The organism is Pseudomonas serboccidentalis (genome assembly GCF_028830055.1).
Lineage (GTDB): Bacteria > Pseudomonadota > Gammaproteobacteria > Pseudomonadales > Pseudomonadaceae > Aquipseudomonas > Aquipseudomonas serboccidentalis.
In genome coordinates, this window is record NZ_CP101655.1 from 4,990,262 (window position 1) to 5,005,828 (window position 15,567).

Here is a 15,567-nt window from a genome sequence, read left to right on the forward strand (position 1 = left end):
GCTTCTTAAAATCAAAAGATCGCAGCCTGCGGCAGCTCCTACAGGAAATGGGGGGTACCGGGAGATTGGAGTCAGGTCTGGAACCATTCGTGGCGTTCGTTGAAGGTGTGCTGGATGAGTTCGACCAGCGTTTGCACTTCGGCCACGTCTCGGGATTCAACGTTGACTGCCAGCCATGCCTGTAGCTGCATCGCCTCAGTAAACAGCCCCGGCAGCGCAATCAGCCCGCGATCGAAGCGGCTCATGTACGCCGGCAGCAAACCGATGCAGGCGCTGCAGCGGATCATTTCCAGCATCAGCTCATAGGACTGCATCTGCACCACGCCGGCCAGACGTTGTTCGACCAGCTCATTCCACGGCCGGAAGCCGTCGATCTGCCTGTCGTGTTGCCATTGCACCAGCATGAAATCACTCAGGTCGTCAGCGCTGGCGGGGCGTGCGGTGACGCGGGAATAGCGTTTGGCGATGTGCGGCAGGTAATCCAGGCGCGCCAGGGCTTGCGGTTGGCTGGTGGCGAAGGTCGGGCCCGGGCTTGGGCTTTCGCCATGGGCCAGCCACAGCACCACGTCGGCGCTGACCGCGCGCAACGACAGTTCGCTGTCCAGTGCGATGATTTCCAGGCGCACGCTGGCGTTGCGGCGCAACAGCGCGATCAGGTCGCGACCGAGGATGTCATGCAGGATCGACTCGGCGACGGCCAACCGAATCAGCGGCTGCTCGACCACCGGCAGTTTGCGTTCGTGGGCCAGCGCCACCAGTTGCGCCTGAAGTTGCTGGCCCTCGCGGGTCAGGCTCAGAGCGCTGCCCTGAAAGGTGAACAGCGAGTGCTGCAGCGCTTGCTCCAGTTGCGCCAGTTGTTTGCGCAGCAAGGTCGAACGCACGTTAAGGCTGCGCGCCGCCTGCATGAAACAGCCACAGCGGGCACTGACCAGAAAGTATTGTGCGACATCGGCATCGATGGTCGCGGCTTGCGCCAGCCACGGCTCGCGCTCGTCCTGTGCCCAGCGGTAATCGGGGCTACCCTGTCGTCCTGCGGGTTCGGTGAATGACATCGATGACTCCCTGTCGATCTTTGTATTTAGACATTGCGCAGATCCCTTGTAGGAGTGAGCCTGCTCGCGATAGCGTCGGCACAGCTGACATCTCTTTGCTGACACACCGCTATCGCGAGCAGGCTCACTCCTACAGGGGGTTGTGGTGTGCCGGTTTTCTAGAGCTTGGTTTCCATGACTTTGTTCAGCTCGGCCCCATCAATACTCAGCGTCGCCGTGTCAAGCATGCCATCCAGATACGCCTGGGCAATCTGCTCCTGACGCTGGGCGCGCAAGGCCTGGGTCAGTTGGTCGCGCAGCTCGTCGAGGGTCGCGGTGCGCGCCGGTTGCTGTTCGGTGAGTTTGATCACATGGAACCCGGCGCCACTCTGCAGCGGCTCGGAAACACCGCCGACCTTGAGCCGCGCCACCGCGCCCCGCACCTGCGGCACCAGTTGCTGCAACGGTTGCAGGCCGGTATCACCGCCGCGCTCGGCGGTCAGTCGGTCCTGCGAATATTGGCTCGCCAGCGCGGCAAAATCCCCCGGCGCGGCCTGAGCCTTTTTGCTCAGCTCCATCGCCTGTTTGCGCACCGCTTCGAGGTTCTGCGGGTCATTCACGGCGAGGAAAATCTGGCTCACCCGGTACAACGCCGGGGTTTGCCATTCGGCCTTGCCGGCGTCGTAGGCCTGTTGCAACTCGGCCGCACTCGGGTAGTCCGACGGCACTTCGCTGACCGAGCGCAGGTAATCACGGAAGACGATCTGCTCGGTGGCCGCTCGGGTTTGCCGCACCACGTCAGGACGCTGCGCCCAGCCTTGGGCGTCAGCCTGCTCCAGCACAGCCTTCTCCGCCAGACGTGTGCGCAACCAGCGCTCCAGTGCTTCACGGTTGCCGCGCAGTTGCTCGCGGGTTGCCGGCGGGACGGTCGCCAGCAACGCCTGCAACTCCTGCGGCGTTACCTGCTGATTGCCCAACCGCGCCACTGCCGGACCCGCAGCAACCGCCGCCAAAGGCGACGATTGCTGCGCGGCGACCGGGCCTGTGCCCGGTCGCAGCACCAGCGCGACGGCTACCACCAACAGCGCCACTGCTCCGGCGCCGATCACCATGGCAGGCTTTTTCACAGCGCGACTTCCTCTTGCTCGGCGACAGCGACCTTGGCCGTCGAGGTTTGCGCGGCCTGGCTGAAATCACGCAGGTAGACGATGAACTCCTGCAGCAGGCGATCCCACAATTCCAGATTGCCGCGCAGGTGATCGTTGCTCACCCCGGCCGCCACCACCACGTCCATTTCCATCACCAGAAACTCGCCCTGCAACGACAACCGCGCAAAACGCCGGGTGGCGTTCCACTGCTCGGCCACACCCTGTGGCAACTCACCTTGCACCCGCAGCGCGCAGCTGAAAGTGAAATCGACGTAGCTGCCCTCCTCCACCGCCGGGTTGCCGAAACGCACGGCATAGCCGATGCCCTGGCTGGCGCTGAGCAACTGCACGATGCCGTTCTGTTCGGTCTGGTTGACGCGATAACCGGCCGCTTGCAGGACTTCGGTCAGCGATTGCGGGGAAACGTGGGTGATCAATTGAGTCATGACTTCTTCCTTGTTTATCAGTCTTTTAAATCAGTGCGCGAGCGCGGCTTGCGGCGCGTCGAATTGAGTCTTGTAGAGCTCGTCACCGAACCCCTGGGCCAGTTCCTCGAACTTGACTCGGGCGCTGCCCGCAAAGGGCTGGCGGATCTTCATCACCTCGGCCACATCGATGTTTTCGTAGGCGGTGAGGATCTGCTTGGCGACGCCGTACATCTGCTGATTCTTGACTGAACATTGCTGCACTTGTGTGTCACGTTCAGCCAATTGCGCCTGAAGCTTAGACCGTTCTGTCTCTTTGGCACGGGCCATGACCAGCAACTCGTCGTAGGCCTTCTTGAACTTGCCGACCTGCTCGTTGCTCGCCGCGACTTGCGCCTGGGCCTGGCTGTGCAGGTTCTGCTGCTGGTCGACCAACTGCTCGGCAACGCCCTTGGCCTTGGCCAGCTCGGCGGTCAATTGCTTGATCTGCGCCTGCGCGGCCCTGGCCTCGTTCTGCGCCGCCAGTTGCGCGGCGCTGGCCTGGGCCTGCTGGCTTTGCAGGGCCTGCAATTGCTGGGTGGTGCTGCGCAACTGGGTGCGCAGACGCTCCTCCATGCCTTCGGCACTGGCCCCCTGCGCGATGAACAGACTCAGCCCCAACAGTAAAACTCGTGCGTGCATGACCGTACTCCCGGCGCCTTAGAAGCGCGTATTGATCTCAAGCTGCAAGACGTCGATGTCGAACGGCGCGCCGTACACCGCCTCAGTACTCATCCAGCGGCCGGTGGCGTAGACGTTCTTCGCCAGACCGTAATTGCCGCCGAGGAAATAGCCCTTGGCGTTGGTGCCGCCGAGGTGGAACGAGGAATCGTTGAAGCCGTCCGGCAAGGCGTCCGGCTGGATGTACTTGTAGCCGGCGAACAGGTTCCAGTCGCCCTGCTTGTGCAGGTCCAGCGCGTTGCCGAGGGTGAACTGCACCATCCACGCGTTGGCGCCGCTTTCGATCTCGCCATTGCTGTTGAGGTTGTTGACGATCTGCCCCTCGGAGCGCTTGCGCATGTCGCCTTCGTCGTAACCGAGGTTGTGGATGTAGTTGCCCTGGCTGCGCAATTTGAAGTCTTGCGGCAGATCGGCGTCCCACACCAGGTTCAGGTCGAGCAGGTTGAACTCCGATGCGAGGCCGACGAATTGCGGCTGCGGCGTGGTGGTCGGGTTGGCCGGGTTCGGCGTGATGTCGCGCAGCAGGAACACGCTGTTGCCCTTCTGCATGAACGCTGCGCGGGTGCCGTCGGTGTCGCAGCCCGGGGCGCCGGCCCACGGTGTGCAGGGGCTGGAGCGCTGCCCCTGAATGTCGTCGAAACGGTAGTAGGCCAACGCACCTTTGAGACGGTTGTTGCTGTTGATCGCCCATTTGGCGCCGAGCTGCGCGCCATACAGCCACTTGTTGTCGCTTTCTTCCTTGTCGAAGCCGTTGCTGGTGGTGGTGTCGTTGGTGTAATCCACCGGGAACGCGCCGACGGTGCCAAACACCCCCCAGTCGCGGTTGAGCTTGTGGTCGAAAATCGCTGCCACGCCATCGAAGTTCAGGTCGTTGGAATACAGCATGTCGGTGGACATGAACGGGTTGGCGAAGCGCCCGCCGGTCAGGGTCAGCTCATCCGTGGGTTTCCAGTTCAGGTAGCCCTGATCGAGCCAGATGTCTTTCTTGGCGAAACCACCACCGAGGTTTTGGGTAGTCGACACCGGGTTGTTGTCCGAACCGGTGCCGATGCGAATGCCGGCGGTCCAGTCCGGCGAAATCACCGCTTTCATGCCCAGCCGCGCACGAATGCGGAACTGATTGGTGCGATCTTCGCGGGTGTTGAGCAACGGTGGCAGGCTGGTGCTGCTGTTGGGGTTCACGTCGTACGGGCCGTTGTTGTTGAGTTTGGCGAAGTCGACGATTTCGTTGCTGTTGCTGCCCGAGTAGTAGCGTGATTCGTCACGCAGGCGAATGTCGCCGTCGAAGCTGATGCGCGACGCCCAGTCCGGAAAAGTGTTGGGCGCCGCCCAGTTTTCCTGTTTGGCGGTAGCCATGACCTCAGCCTTGACCTGATCGCGAATCTGATCGCGCACAGCGGCTGGCACGTACTGCACACGCACATCGCCCGGTGCGGCCACCGGACCGGCTGCGACCGCTGTGGACGCTGCGGCCTGTTTGGCCTGCGCGGCTTCGTTCTGGGCCTGGGCGATCAGCGCGTCGGCCTTGTCCTGTTTCAAAATGCCCTGCTCGACCAGCAAGCGGATCAGATTGATCGTGGCGTTCTCCGAGGGCGCAGGCGCTGCCACGGCCTGACCGACCAGGGTCGCGATGACCATGCCGACCGCCAGGGACAATCGATTCACATTGGAAATCATCTGCACACAACTCCTTTTGGCAAAGCTTGAATGCTTGGCAATGAATAAATTGGGTTAACCCGGACGCCGCCCTTGCAGGGACAGGCGCACGGGCAAGGTCATGGAGGCCGGAGGCCGTTCGCTTAAATGCGGCGCGTTGCGCAGCGCCGCCAGCACCTGGGTGTCGATCTCGGGGTTGCCGCTGGACTTGATCAGCTCCACGCGAGTGATCTCGCCAACGCTGCTCAGCCACACATCGGCCTGCAGCGAAAACGCGAGGTTGCGCAGGTCCGGGTTCTCACGCAGCAGCTTCTGAAAGGTGAACGCGAGGAACTGGCTGTAGGTGCCGGTGCCCAACCGCCCGCCTCCGGCACCGGCCATGCCGCCGCCCTTGCCCGCACCGATGTTGAACGCGTCGCTGCCGCTCTGGGCGTCGCCGTCCATTTGCATCGGGTTGGCCAGATCGTCCGCCGGCGATGGCGGTGCTTCCTCTTCGGGCTTGACCTCTTGCGGCTCGGGCGTGGGCTCGGGCTCGACGATTTTTTCTTCCACCGGGGTTTCCGGCTCCGGTGGCTTTTCCGGGGACGGCGGCGGTGGTGGCGGCAACGGAATGATCGTCGGCACCTTCGGCGCTTCACGGCGGATGCCGCTCATGTCGTTAGCCCACTGCCACAGCCAGTACGCGGCCAGCGCGCCGAGCAGCAGCCCGGCGCCCCACTTCACGTAACGCAGCGGCGAGCGTTTCACCGGCAGTGGCTCGATCGGAAGTTGTGCGGTCATCACTCAGCCCTGCGTCGGTTTGCCGGTCACCAGACCGACCTGGGACAGTTCGAGCCGGCGCAGCAGATCCAGCACTTCGATGACTTTCTGGTATTGCACCGTGGCGTCACCGCGCACGATCACCGGGAAGTCAGGGTTCTGCGCCTTCTCGATGCGCAGGCGTTCTTCCAGCTCGGCCAGGGTCACCGGGTAGGCATCGAGGAACACCTGACCGCCGTCGTTGACTGAAATCGCTTTGGTCTTGGCTTCGGACAGCGACACCGAAGCGCTGGCCTTGGGCAGGTTGATCTGGATCCCCGAGACCTGCGCGGTGGCGGTGAGGATGAACATCACCAGCACCACCATCAGCACATCCACCAGCGGGGTGATGTTGATGCTGTCCACCGCTGCATCTTCGTCATCGTCGTGGGAGGCATTTACAGACGCCATGTCAGTGCTCCTCAGGCCGGTACGGAGTGGTTGGCGTGATGACCGCGCTGATGCGCCGCTTCACTGGACTGGCCTTCGCCGTGCATCTCCGCCAGGCGCGTGATGAACTCGTCGACGAACACGCGCATGTCGGCGCTGACTTCCTTGTTGCGGGTGATCAGGCGGTTGTAGCCAAACAGCGCCGGGATCGCGACGAACAGGCCCATCGCGGTGGCGAGCAACGCTGCGGCCATACCCGGAGCGATGGCGTTGATGTTGACGTCACCGGCCATGGCGGTGCCGAGGAACACCACCATGATTCCCAGCACGGTGCCGAGAAGGCCGATGTACGGGCCGCCAGCGATCGCGTTGGACAGGGTCGAGAGTTTCGAGCTGAGGGCCTGGTTCTCGCGGGTGCGCACGCCGTCCATCGAACAGCGGATGGCTTCGATGGTTGCGGCAGACACAGAAGAGGTATCGGCGCCCTGCTCGCGACGGGTGCGGATCTCCTTGACCGCCACCGAGTACAGACGCCACAGCGGCGAGTGCTGCAGACGCTGGGCCAGTTGTGCGTCGTCGGCGAACATTTCCAGGCGCGTGCCGACCTTGGCGAACTGTTCGCGGAAGTCTTCATTGGCCTTGCTGACACGGCTGAGGGTGTGGTTCTTGCGCAGCATGATGATCCACGACTGGAACATCATCAGCACCAGCACGGCGATGATCACCCAGGCGTCCACCGGCACCGCGTTAAGCAGGAAACCGAGGCTGCCGAAGCCGAAACCGGACTGCTCTTCGTCAACGCCGTAGGTCACCAGTTTCGACTCGGCGCCTTGCGAGGTGGCATCAGCCAGCAGCAACGCCGCCGGGCGGGCGACTTTCGACAGGCGCAGTTCGTCGATGGCGCCCACGAACGGCTGGAACGGACCTTCGTGCAGATCCGCCCCCATGGCCATCACCGAGTTGAACGCCGGCATCGCCTGAGCGAGCGTCGCGCCTTCACGACCATTGATGAACAGGCTGACTTTCGCCCCCTCGGCGGTCAGCGCGACGTGTTGCCATTGGCCGGGATTCAGCGCCTGAGTAGCAACCGCGCGCTGGCCGTCGATCTCCACGAACGGCACGCCCTGATTCACGCCGACCAACAGGCTGCTGGCGCCTTCACGACGGGCGAGGATCAGTTGCTCGCCATTGGCTTGATCCAGACGCAACCAGGCGCTGAAGGTGAACGCGCTACCAGCGTTGTGCTGCAACGACGGGCTGGCCGGCAGCAGCAACGGCTGACCGCTGAACTGCAAGGCGCGCCCGACGACACCGTCAATCGCCGCGCCGGTGGCACTTTGCGCGGTGTTGCCGTAGGCGGTGGTGTCTTTGGCCGGGGTGCCGGTGGCGCCGTCAAAGTGATACAGCGCGGTGTAATTCGGATCGAACGTCAGTTGACCGTTGCCGGTAGCCGGGGCTTTCTGATTGCCGTAATACATCCAGATGTCCTGACGTTGCCCGCCCTCGACATTCGGCACATCGACCCAGATCAGCGCCATGCCCATCAGCGCATCGAAGCTTTCGATCTGGTGGTTGAGCACGGTTTTGTCATCGGCGGCGACAAAGCGCAGGTCCGAGCCGTCTTCCTTGACGCCATCGAAGGTGAAGTTGCCGGTGTGCAGACGCACCAGCAGCGCGGTGCGGCCCAGGGCCTGATTGATCCCGGCGCCTTGTGGCGTGGTGTCGACGGCGATCTGTTTGCGGTAGTGCCAGTCGTCCTGCCACCAGGCCTGAGCCGTGGCCGGGAGCACGAAGCCCAGGCAGATCAACAACGAAAGAATGAGGCGCTGCATGAACGTGCTCCTTTAGAAAGTGGCTTGAAGGTTGAAGTGCAGGCGCGATTCCTGCTTCGAGGTGTTCGGCCCTTCGAGCAGCGGATAGCCCCAGTCGACGCTGCCGGACAGCCATTTGCTGAGGCTGGCGCGGGTGCCGAGGCCGACGCTGGCCAGGGCGTAACTGGCGTCCTGGTCCGGCAGTTCGTCGCGCAGGTACAGTTGCGCGCCTTCGGCAAAGGCGTAGAAGCGCCACTCCTGCATCCAGCTGCCGGCGTATTTCGCGAGCGACGGGGTGCGCAGTTCCTGGCTGAGCAGCACGCCGTCGTCAGCGGTGCGTTCGGCGGCCAGATAACCGCGCACCGAGGTCGCGCCGCCGGCGGAGAATTGCTCGTTGGAGACCAGTGGCCCCGACGCCAGCTGGAACGCGCCTTTGCTCGCGCTCTGCCAGTCGTTGTCGAAGGTCCAAGTGAAGTTGCTGTCGCCCTTGAGCACGGCAAAACTGGGCTTGGCGCGGTAGCGCTTGTAGTCGAAATCTTCGTCGGAGCTGCCGTAGCCGAAGAGGCTGCGGGTGGCCACCACCAGGCTCAGACCGAGGCCCAGCTGGCTCTTTTCGGTGTAGCGGAAGCCGTTGTAGGCGAAGGTGAACGGTGCGTATTTCAGCGGCACCTTGTCGCTCTCGCCAGACAGGGTCAGGCGTTCGTCGAAGTCCTTGAAGTCGATGCCGGCCGACAACGAGTTCGACCAACTGCCGCTGGACGGCAGCGTGTAGATCGCCGACACGCCGTAGGAATGGCCCTTGCCCAACACGTTGCTGCCGCCGATGGTGGCGACGTTGCTGTCGGACTGGTAACCGGAGAACTGCACGCTCCAGCGATCGGTCAGGGGCGCGGTGTAGGAGCCCGACCAGACCTTGGCGTTGTCGGTGTCCTGCGGCGCGGTGAAGTACGTCAGGTTGATGCTGTGGCCGAGCTGCCAGAGGTTGTTGTAGCCGAGGCTGGTTACGGCGCGCAGTTTTTCGGTGTCGGCGCTGTAGTCGTTGTTGAGGCCGACGCTGGCGCTCCACGGGTTCTGGTCCTCGACCTGCAAATCGACGTCCATGGTGCCGGGGCGCTGGCCTTCGCGCACCAGCGGCATGACCTGGCGGCCCGGGGTTTTGTTCAGTTGCGCCAACTCGCCCTGGACCTTGGCGAAGTCCGGCACCTCGCCCTCTTTCAGCGCCGGGACGTTGTCGCGGATGTCCAGCGGCGAATAGTGTTTAGCGCCGACCACGCGCACCCGTCCGACCTTGGTTTCGCTGACTTGCAGGTAGACGATGCCGTCGGCCACCGCTTGCTCCGGCAGTTCGACGAACACCGATTGGTAGCCGCGTTCCTGATAGGCCTTCTGCAACGCATCGCGAGCGCCTTCGATGTCGCTCATGGCCTTTTGCGGGCCGAGAAACGGGTAAACCGCCTCTTCAATCGCCCGGGCATCGAGCACGGTGTTGCCGCGCACGAAGTATTCGTTGACGTCCACCAGACGCTGCGGCGCGGCGTTTTCGGTAGCCTCATCGGCGAACGCTGGCTGAGCGCCGGCCGTCACCAGCAGCCAGCCGCACAGCGCCAGCCGTGACGTGAAAATCTGATCCACACTACCCCCTGAATTCGCGATGACCTGTTGGCGCTGTCGCGCGCCTTGTGTGTTGCGTCAATGGCTGGCGCGGCTAATTGCTGATGTGCGCGGCACCGCTGTGCCTGCCAAGCCAGGTGTGCAACAGCGCGAAGTTCAAGGAGAACTCGGGCATTTGCAGCAAGGCACCGCAGAACACTTCGCCGATGATTTTTTGAATGAGCAGCACCGCACGCGGCTCGTTGAGCAGCGTGGCGATGTCGCGACTGAGGACGTTGAAGCTCCAGACTTTCTGGTTCAGACCGAGGCCGACGAACCAGCGGAACAGCAGGTTGTAATTGAGCTGTTCATATAACTGCTGCTCGCTGGGCACCGAATACAGCAGTTGCAGGAGCAGAATGTGCATGACCGTTTGCGCGGGAATGAGCATGCCGGGCTCGGCATTGAGGTCGTGCAGAAGGCCTTGGTGGGCGTCGAGCAAATCGTCGATCTGCGGGCGCAGCAACACCAGCGAGTGGCCTGGCGGAATGTAGCTGGAAACCTCTTTCAAGGCGCCCTGCCAGTCATCCTGCGACACGATCCAGACCCACGGCGCACCGTAGCGATACACCGACACCGGCTTCTTGCGCGCCGCTTCGACGATCTTCGACAGGCGCTGATCAAGCTCCTGCATGCCCACTTTCGAGTAGCGTTCCATAGTCCCCATTGCCTCACTCCCGGCGTCCCGCCTCGGCTTGTGAAAAGCGCCCCGTTGGGCCCCTCAAGCGCGTTACATAGGCATGACCGGACTGGCTATGTGCTACCGAACTTTTGTCATAAAAGCTTCATTACTGAATGGGGATCAAGATCAAAAGATCGCAGCCTGCGGCAGCTCCTACATGGATCGCATTTCAATGTAGGAGCTGCCGCAGGCTGCGATCTTTTGATCTTTGCTGTTCAGGTGTAGACCGGCCAGGTGTCGACGATCTTGCCGTTGCGCACGGCGAGCAGATCGCCGAATTGCAGAAGTACGGCTTCGGTCTGGGTCGGGCGCAGGAAGACCTGGTCTTCCACAGTGAGTCCGACGGCGCTGGATCCGTTGACCATCTCCTGATTGGAACTGCGCCCGTACACGCCGTTGCTCTGCAATCCCGGCGGCGATTCGAACTCGGCCATCCAGTTGCCGCCGTAGATGAAAAAGGTCTGGCGCTGGTTGGTGTCCCACCACGAGAACAGCTGCGACTTGTTGTCCAGCGCCGGGATGTTCACTGGGCCGGTGCTTTTTAGAACGGGCGTGGCGATGTAGACCGCGGGCACATGCTCGCTCAGCGACGGCAGGTCATAGTGCGTCGGTTTGAGCATCGCGGTTCCGACTGAAACCTCGCTGCTGAGCTTTTCGTTTTCATGGATACGATAACTCGGGCTACCAGCGGTGTTCAGACACAAACCGTCATGCCACAACGCGGGAAACTGCTGCTGGGTGTAATCAACGCACCTTTGGTAAATCGCCATGACCTTGGCAAACAGTTCGTCGGGCGAGCCGAGAATCCCCGGCACGCCCATGCCCACGAACGGGTCGTAGCCCATGAGCCCGGAGAATTCCAGATGCTGCGGGTTGGCGCTGATCAGCGTGAGCATCTGCCCAAGCACCGTCACATCACTGATCCCGCCGCGGTGCAGGCCGACGTCCAGTTCGATGTTGATGCGCATCCGCGTACCCAAACCCTGAGCCAGCGCGAGGTATTGCTGCAATCGTTCGGGGCCGTCGAGCAGCCATTGCAGCTGTTTCGCGGGATCGAACGGGCCTTTGTGGGTTTGATAGAACAGCTCGGCCGAGCGCACCGGCAATGGCTTGCCCAGCAAAATGTCGGACTGCGGGAACACCTGCGCATCGTGATTGAGAAACGGCTGATGAAACGACATCAGTTTCTGCGTCCCGGCACGCTGCGCGATGTAGTTCAACAACCCCGGCGATGGCAGCGACTTTTCCACCAGGCGCAGCTGCTTGCCGCCGCGCCTGACCGACTGCATCACCACATCAATGTTGTGATCGAGGCGATCCAGGTCGATCAGCAACACTGGGCGCATCGGGCCTTTGTCCTTCAACTCATTGTTCAGCGCACGAAAATAATCGCTGTACGGCGCGCCATGATCGCCCGGTCGCAGCCATGCGCCAACGCCTGCCAGCAACGCACCGAAACCCAACGTGCCAAGCAGAAAATTGCGTCGATTGACCGCCATCAGTTCACCCCCAGAATCGACGACAAATGCGCATTGAGAAAGCGCCCGCTTGGATCGAGCGCCTGACGCACATCGATAAACTCGCGCCAGCGCGGATACAGCGGCTGTAGATTCTTCGCGTTGAGCGTGTGCAGCTTGCCCCAGTGCGGCCGGCCGTTGTACTTCCAGAAGATCGGCTCGACCGCCGCGAAGAAGTTGTGATGATCCATCTGGTAATGCTGGTGCACCGAGATCGAACAGCTGTCGCGGCCCTCGAACATGCTCAGCGGGATGTCGTCGGCCTTGACGTAGCGGTACTCGATGGGAAACCAGGTGCGCAGGTCCTTGTCCTGAATCAGCTTGAGGATTTCGCGCAGGCAGGCCGGGCCGTGTTCGGCGGGCACCGAGTACTCCATCTCATTGAAACGCACGGTGCGCACGTTGGCGTAGATGTCGAACGAGTCGCCCACCCGATCATCGAAGCTGGCCAGATGGCGCAGGCTGTTGAGCAGCGTGCGGCGCATGTCAGGGAAGTCGCTGCCGTATTTGTCGATCTTCTCGATCAGGGTCACGAACTCGTTGCCGCCCTCCTCTTCGGGCGGAATCGGCGGTGTGGCCGGGTCGCTGGTTTCGTTGAGGGCGATGGACAGCGCATAGTCGGAATGGGTGACCACAAGCATTTCCCAGTGCTGGTTTTCCCGGGTGTTCTTGTCGAGGTCTTCCAGCAATTCTTCGGTCTTGGCGATCCACTGCCGTTCACGCAGACGATAGGCCGGGCGATTTTGCAGGCGGATTTTCGTCGCCACGCCCAGTGCACCGAGGGAGACGCGCGCGGCGTTGAATACCTCGGGATGGCGCTGGCTGTCGCAGTCGAGCACCTCGCCGCTGGCCGTCACCAGTTGCATGCCGCAGACGTGCGCCGAGTACGACTGAAAGGTTTTGCCGGTGCCATGGGTGGACGTGGCGATGGCTCCGGCGAGGGTCTGGTAATCGATGTCGGCCATGTTTTGCAGGGCCTGACCGACGCCCTTCAACGGCACGCCCATGCGCGACATCGGCGTGCCGGCGGCGAATTCGGCTTGCAGGGTTTTCGCGTCGTGATCAAGCAGCCCGTTGAAGTAGCTCAGCGACAGCAGCGTGCCATCGGTGGGCACCAGGGCGCTGAAGGAATGTGCCGAACCGACCGGGCGAATCTTGCCCTGGGCCTGGCGAATTACCGTCGTCAGTTCATCGAGATTTTTCGGCGCCAGTCGCGCTGCCGGCAGGCAACTCTGCCCGCCTGACCAGTTACGCCAGGGGATCAGTCGCGGTGCGCGCATCAACTGGCCCAATGCCGGGTTCGCCGCCAGTGCACTGAACGCGCCAACGATGCTTGCCCGTTGCAACAACTGACGCCGTGTCAGATCCATGGTCATGCGCGGGCCCTTACTGTGGGAGGGGCTGGTCGGCCATGAAGCCGATCAGTTGCAGGAATTGTTCTTCCGAACATTCGATGCACTGGCCCATCGGCGGCATGCCGTTGTAGCCATTGATGGCGTGGTCGAGCAGCGTGTCGACGCCCTGCCGAATTCGCGGTTCCCAGGCTTTGCGATCGCCAGTGAGCGGTGCGTTGGCGGCCGGGTTGGCGTGGCACAGCTGGCAGCTGTTGGTGTAGATCTGCGCCAGTGCCGGGTCGGACGGTGTGGCGTTGCGAGTGGTCGCTGGCGGCTCGGCTTTTTCGCCGCAGCCGCACAGCGTCATGGACAGCGCCAGCAGTAAAGTGAATCGGATGGCCCGCATAACGATCCTCAAGGGTGGCATCGCTTATTGTTGTGATCACACCTTAAGGCAGCGACGTCAGCGGGTTGAGGGCATTGCGGGACAACGAGGGGGCCATCCGGGGACATCCCCCCAGTAGGAGCTGCCGAAGGCTGCGATCTTTTGACTTTGTTTTTCAAGAGCTAGATCAAAAGATCGCAGCCTTCGGCAGCTCCTACAGGGTTGGGTGTGGGCATTGCCGCTCTGTTCCGGGCCTTCGCGTGACATTCGCGTGACATTCGCGGGTTTAAATTTCAACGTATTCAGGCGTATAACCTGTAAAGACTTTTTGATCTGTATGCGGACATCAACACGGGGTAGCGACATGACCACAGCAAACATCCTTGGCAACCTGTTCCCTTCTGTCAGCGACATCCCGGAAAAATACCGCCTCGACGGTCAGGTCGAGCAACGCGAATACCTCGTCGATGGTCAGTTGCGGCGCTGGGACGGCCCGCTCGCCCAGGTGCGCAGCCCTGTGTACCTGCACAGCGAAAATGGCGCTGAACAAGTGATCCTCGGCAGCACGCCGCTGCTCGACGCCGACACGGCCCTCACCGCCCTCGACGCCGCCGTGCGGGCCTACGATCGCGGTCAGGGCCTGTGGCCGACCATGCGCGTAGCCGAACGCATCCAGCACGTTGAAGCGTTTCTCGGGCGCATGCGCCAGCAGCGCGATGCGGTGGTGAAACTGCTGATGTGGGAGATCGGCAAGAACCTCAAGGACTCGGAGAAAGAGTTCGATCGCACCTGCGACTACATCGTCGACACCATCAACGCACTGAAAGAACTCGACCGCCGCTCCAGCCGTTTCGAGCTGGAACAGGACACCCTCGGCCAGATCCGCCGCGTGCCGCTTGGCGTGGCATTGTGCATGGGGCCTTACAACTATCCACTCAACGAAACCTTCACCACGCTGATTCCGGCGCTGATCATGGGCAACACCGTGGTGTTCAAGCCGGCCAAGCTCGGTGTGCTGCTGATCCGCCCGTTGCTCGAAGCGTTCCGCGACAGCTTCCCCACCGGCGTGATCAACGTGATCTACGGCAGCGGCCGCGAAACGGTCAGCGCGCTGATGGCCAGCGGCAAGATCGACATCTTCGCCTTCATTGGCACCAACAAGGCCGCCAGCGACCTGAAAAAGCTGCACCCGAAACCGCACCGTTTGCGTGCTGCCCTGGGGCTGGATGCGAAGAACCCCGGCATCGTGTTGCCGGAAGTCGATCTGGACAACGCCGTCAATGAAGCGGTGACCGGTTCGCTGTCGTTCAACGGCCAGCGCTGCACCGCGCTGAAGATCCTCTTCGTGCATGAAGACGTGGTCGACGCCTTCATCGAGAAATTCAACGCCAAGCTGGCGACGCTGAAACCAGGCATGCCTTGGGACAGCGGCGTGGCACTGACACCCTTGCCGGAGTCGGGCAAGGTCGATTACCTGCACAGCCTGGTGGCCGATGCGCAGAGCAAGGGCGCGCAAGTGGTCAACCCGAACGGCGGCGAAAGTCGCGAATCGTTCTTCTACCCGGCCGTGCTGTACCCGGTAACGCCGCAGATGCGCGTGTACAACGAGGAACAATTTGGCCCGGTGGTGCCGATCGTGCCGTACCGTCACCTCGATACCGTAATCGACTACGTACTGGAATCGGATTTCGGCCAGCAACTGAGCCTGTTCGGCACCAACCCGGTGGCGATCGGCCGACTGGTCGACACCTTCGCCAACCAGGTCGGGCGGATCAACCTCAACGCCCAGTGCCAGCGCGGCCCGGACACCTACCCGTTCAACGGGCGCAAGAACTCCGCCGAGGGCACGCTGTCGGTACATGATGCATTGCGGGTGTTTTCGATCCGCACGCTGGTGGCGACCAAATTCCAGGACAGCAACAAGGATCTGCTCAGCGAGATCATTCGCGGCCGCGATTCGAGCTTCCTGACCACCGACTACATCTTCTGACGAGGACCTTGCACTGAGTATATTCAGCAC

14 protein-coding genes are annotated in these 15,567 nt (G+C 62.2%); 1 reads left to right on the top strand and 13 read right to left on the bottom strand.

The window, feature by feature from the left end:
* Positions 1–71: 71 nt before the first annotated feature.
* The 13 genes from NN484_RS22785 to NN484_RS22845 all read right to left on the bottom strand — a co-directional run bounded on the left by NN484_RS22785 (position 72) and on the right by NN484_RS22845 (position 13,568).
* Entirely contained in the window at positions 72–1,052 is a 981-nt protein-coding gene (locus NN484_RS22785; protein WP_274657960.1) for a LysR family transcriptional regulator, read from the bottom strand.
* A 158-nt stretch (positions 1,053–1,210) separates the two neighbouring features.
* Positions 1,211–2,158 carry a peptidylprolyl isomerase gene (locus NN484_RS22790; protein ID WP_274657961.1) on the bottom strand — a complete coding sequence of 316 codons (948 nt, stop codon included), beginning with the start codon at positions 2,156–2,158 and terminating at the stop codon, positions 1,211–1,213.
* On the bottom strand, positions 2,155–2,625 hold the full coding sequence (locus tag NN484_RS22795) for a YbjN domain-containing protein (protein WP_274657962.1): 471 nt from the start codon (positions 2,623–2,625) through the stop codon (positions 2,155–2,157). The genes NN484_RS22790 and NN484_RS22795 overlap by 4 nt, the downstream gene beginning before the upstream one ends.
* Positions 2,626–2,655: 30 nt before the next feature.
* The gene (locus tag NN484_RS22800) at positions 2,656–3,285 is read right to left on the bottom strand and encodes a DNA repair protein (RefSeq protein WP_274657963.1); all 630 of its coding nucleotides are present in this window, start codon (positions 3,283–3,285) and stop codon (positions 2,656–2,658) included.
* An 18-nt stretch (positions 3,286–3,303) separates the two neighbouring features.
* Positions 3,304–5,001 carry a putative porin gene (locus NN484_RS22805; RefSeq protein ID WP_127646959.1) on the bottom strand — a complete coding sequence of 566 codons (1,698 nt, stop codon included), beginning with the start codon at positions 4,999–5,001 and terminating at the stop codon, positions 3,304–3,306.
* Between the two features lie 54 nt (positions 5,002–5,055).
* Positions 5,056–5,760: an energy transducer TonB family protein gene (locus NN484_RS22810; RefSeq protein ID WP_274657965.1), complete on the bottom strand. Its 705-nt coding sequence runs from the start codon at positions 5,758–5,760 to the stop codon at positions 5,056–5,058.
* Between the two features lie 3 nt (positions 5,761–5,763).
* A complete protein-coding gene (locus NN484_RS22815; RefSeq protein ID WP_127646955.1) occupies positions 5,764–6,189 on the bottom strand; it encodes an ExbD/TolR family protein in 426 nt (141 codons plus the stop codon).
* A gap of 11 nt (positions 6,190–6,200) precedes the next feature.
* The gene (locus NN484_RS22820) at positions 6,201–8,000 is read right to left on the bottom strand and encodes a DUF2341 domain-containing protein (RefSeq protein WP_274657966.1); all 1,800 of its coding nucleotides are present in this window, start codon (positions 7,998–8,000) and stop codon (positions 6,201–6,203) included.
* 12 nt (positions 8,001–8,012) lie between these two features.
* Positions 8,013–9,611 (bottom strand): ShlB/FhaC/HecB family hemolysin secretion/activation protein, encoded by a 1,599-nt coding sequence (locus tag NN484_RS22825; RefSeq protein ID WP_274657967.1) that lies wholly within the window; start codon positions 9,609–9,611, stop codon positions 8,013–8,015.
* A 73-nt stretch (positions 9,612–9,684) separates the two neighbouring features.
* Positions 9,685–10,296, bottom strand: coding sequence for a transposase (locus NN484_RS22830; RefSeq protein ID WP_127646949.1), 612 nt, complete (start codon positions 10,294–10,296; stop codon positions 9,685–9,687).
* 230 nt (positions 10,297–10,526) lie between these two features.
* A complete protein-coding gene (locus NN484_RS22835; RefSeq protein ID WP_274659327.1) occupies positions 10,527–11,735 on the bottom strand; it encodes a DSD1 family PLP-dependent enzyme in 1,209 nt (402 codons plus the stop codon).
* A 74-nt stretch (positions 11,736–11,809) separates the two neighbouring features.
* Complete coding sequence (locus NN484_RS22840) at positions 11,810–13,138, bottom strand: D-arabinono-1,4-lactone oxidase (RefSeq protein ID WP_164747819.1); 1,329 nt, start codon at positions 13,136–13,138, stop codon at positions 11,810–11,812.
* Positions 13,139–13,214: 76 nt separating this feature from the next.
* Complete coding sequence (locus NN484_RS22845) at positions 13,215–13,568, bottom strand: c-type cytochrome (RefSeq protein ID WP_215500275.1); 354 nt, start codon at positions 13,566–13,568, stop codon at positions 13,215–13,217.
* A 343-nt stretch (positions 13,569–13,911) separates the two neighbouring features.
* On the opposite strand from NN484_RS22845, the gene NN484_RS22850 reads away from it, so the two are divergent.
* Entirely contained in the window at positions 13,912–15,537 is a 1,626-nt protein-coding gene (locus tag NN484_RS22850; RefSeq protein WP_274657968.1) for an NADP-dependent glyceraldehyde-3-phosphate dehydrogenase, read from the top strand.
* The last annotated feature ends 30 nt before the right edge of the window (positions 15,538–15,567 follow it).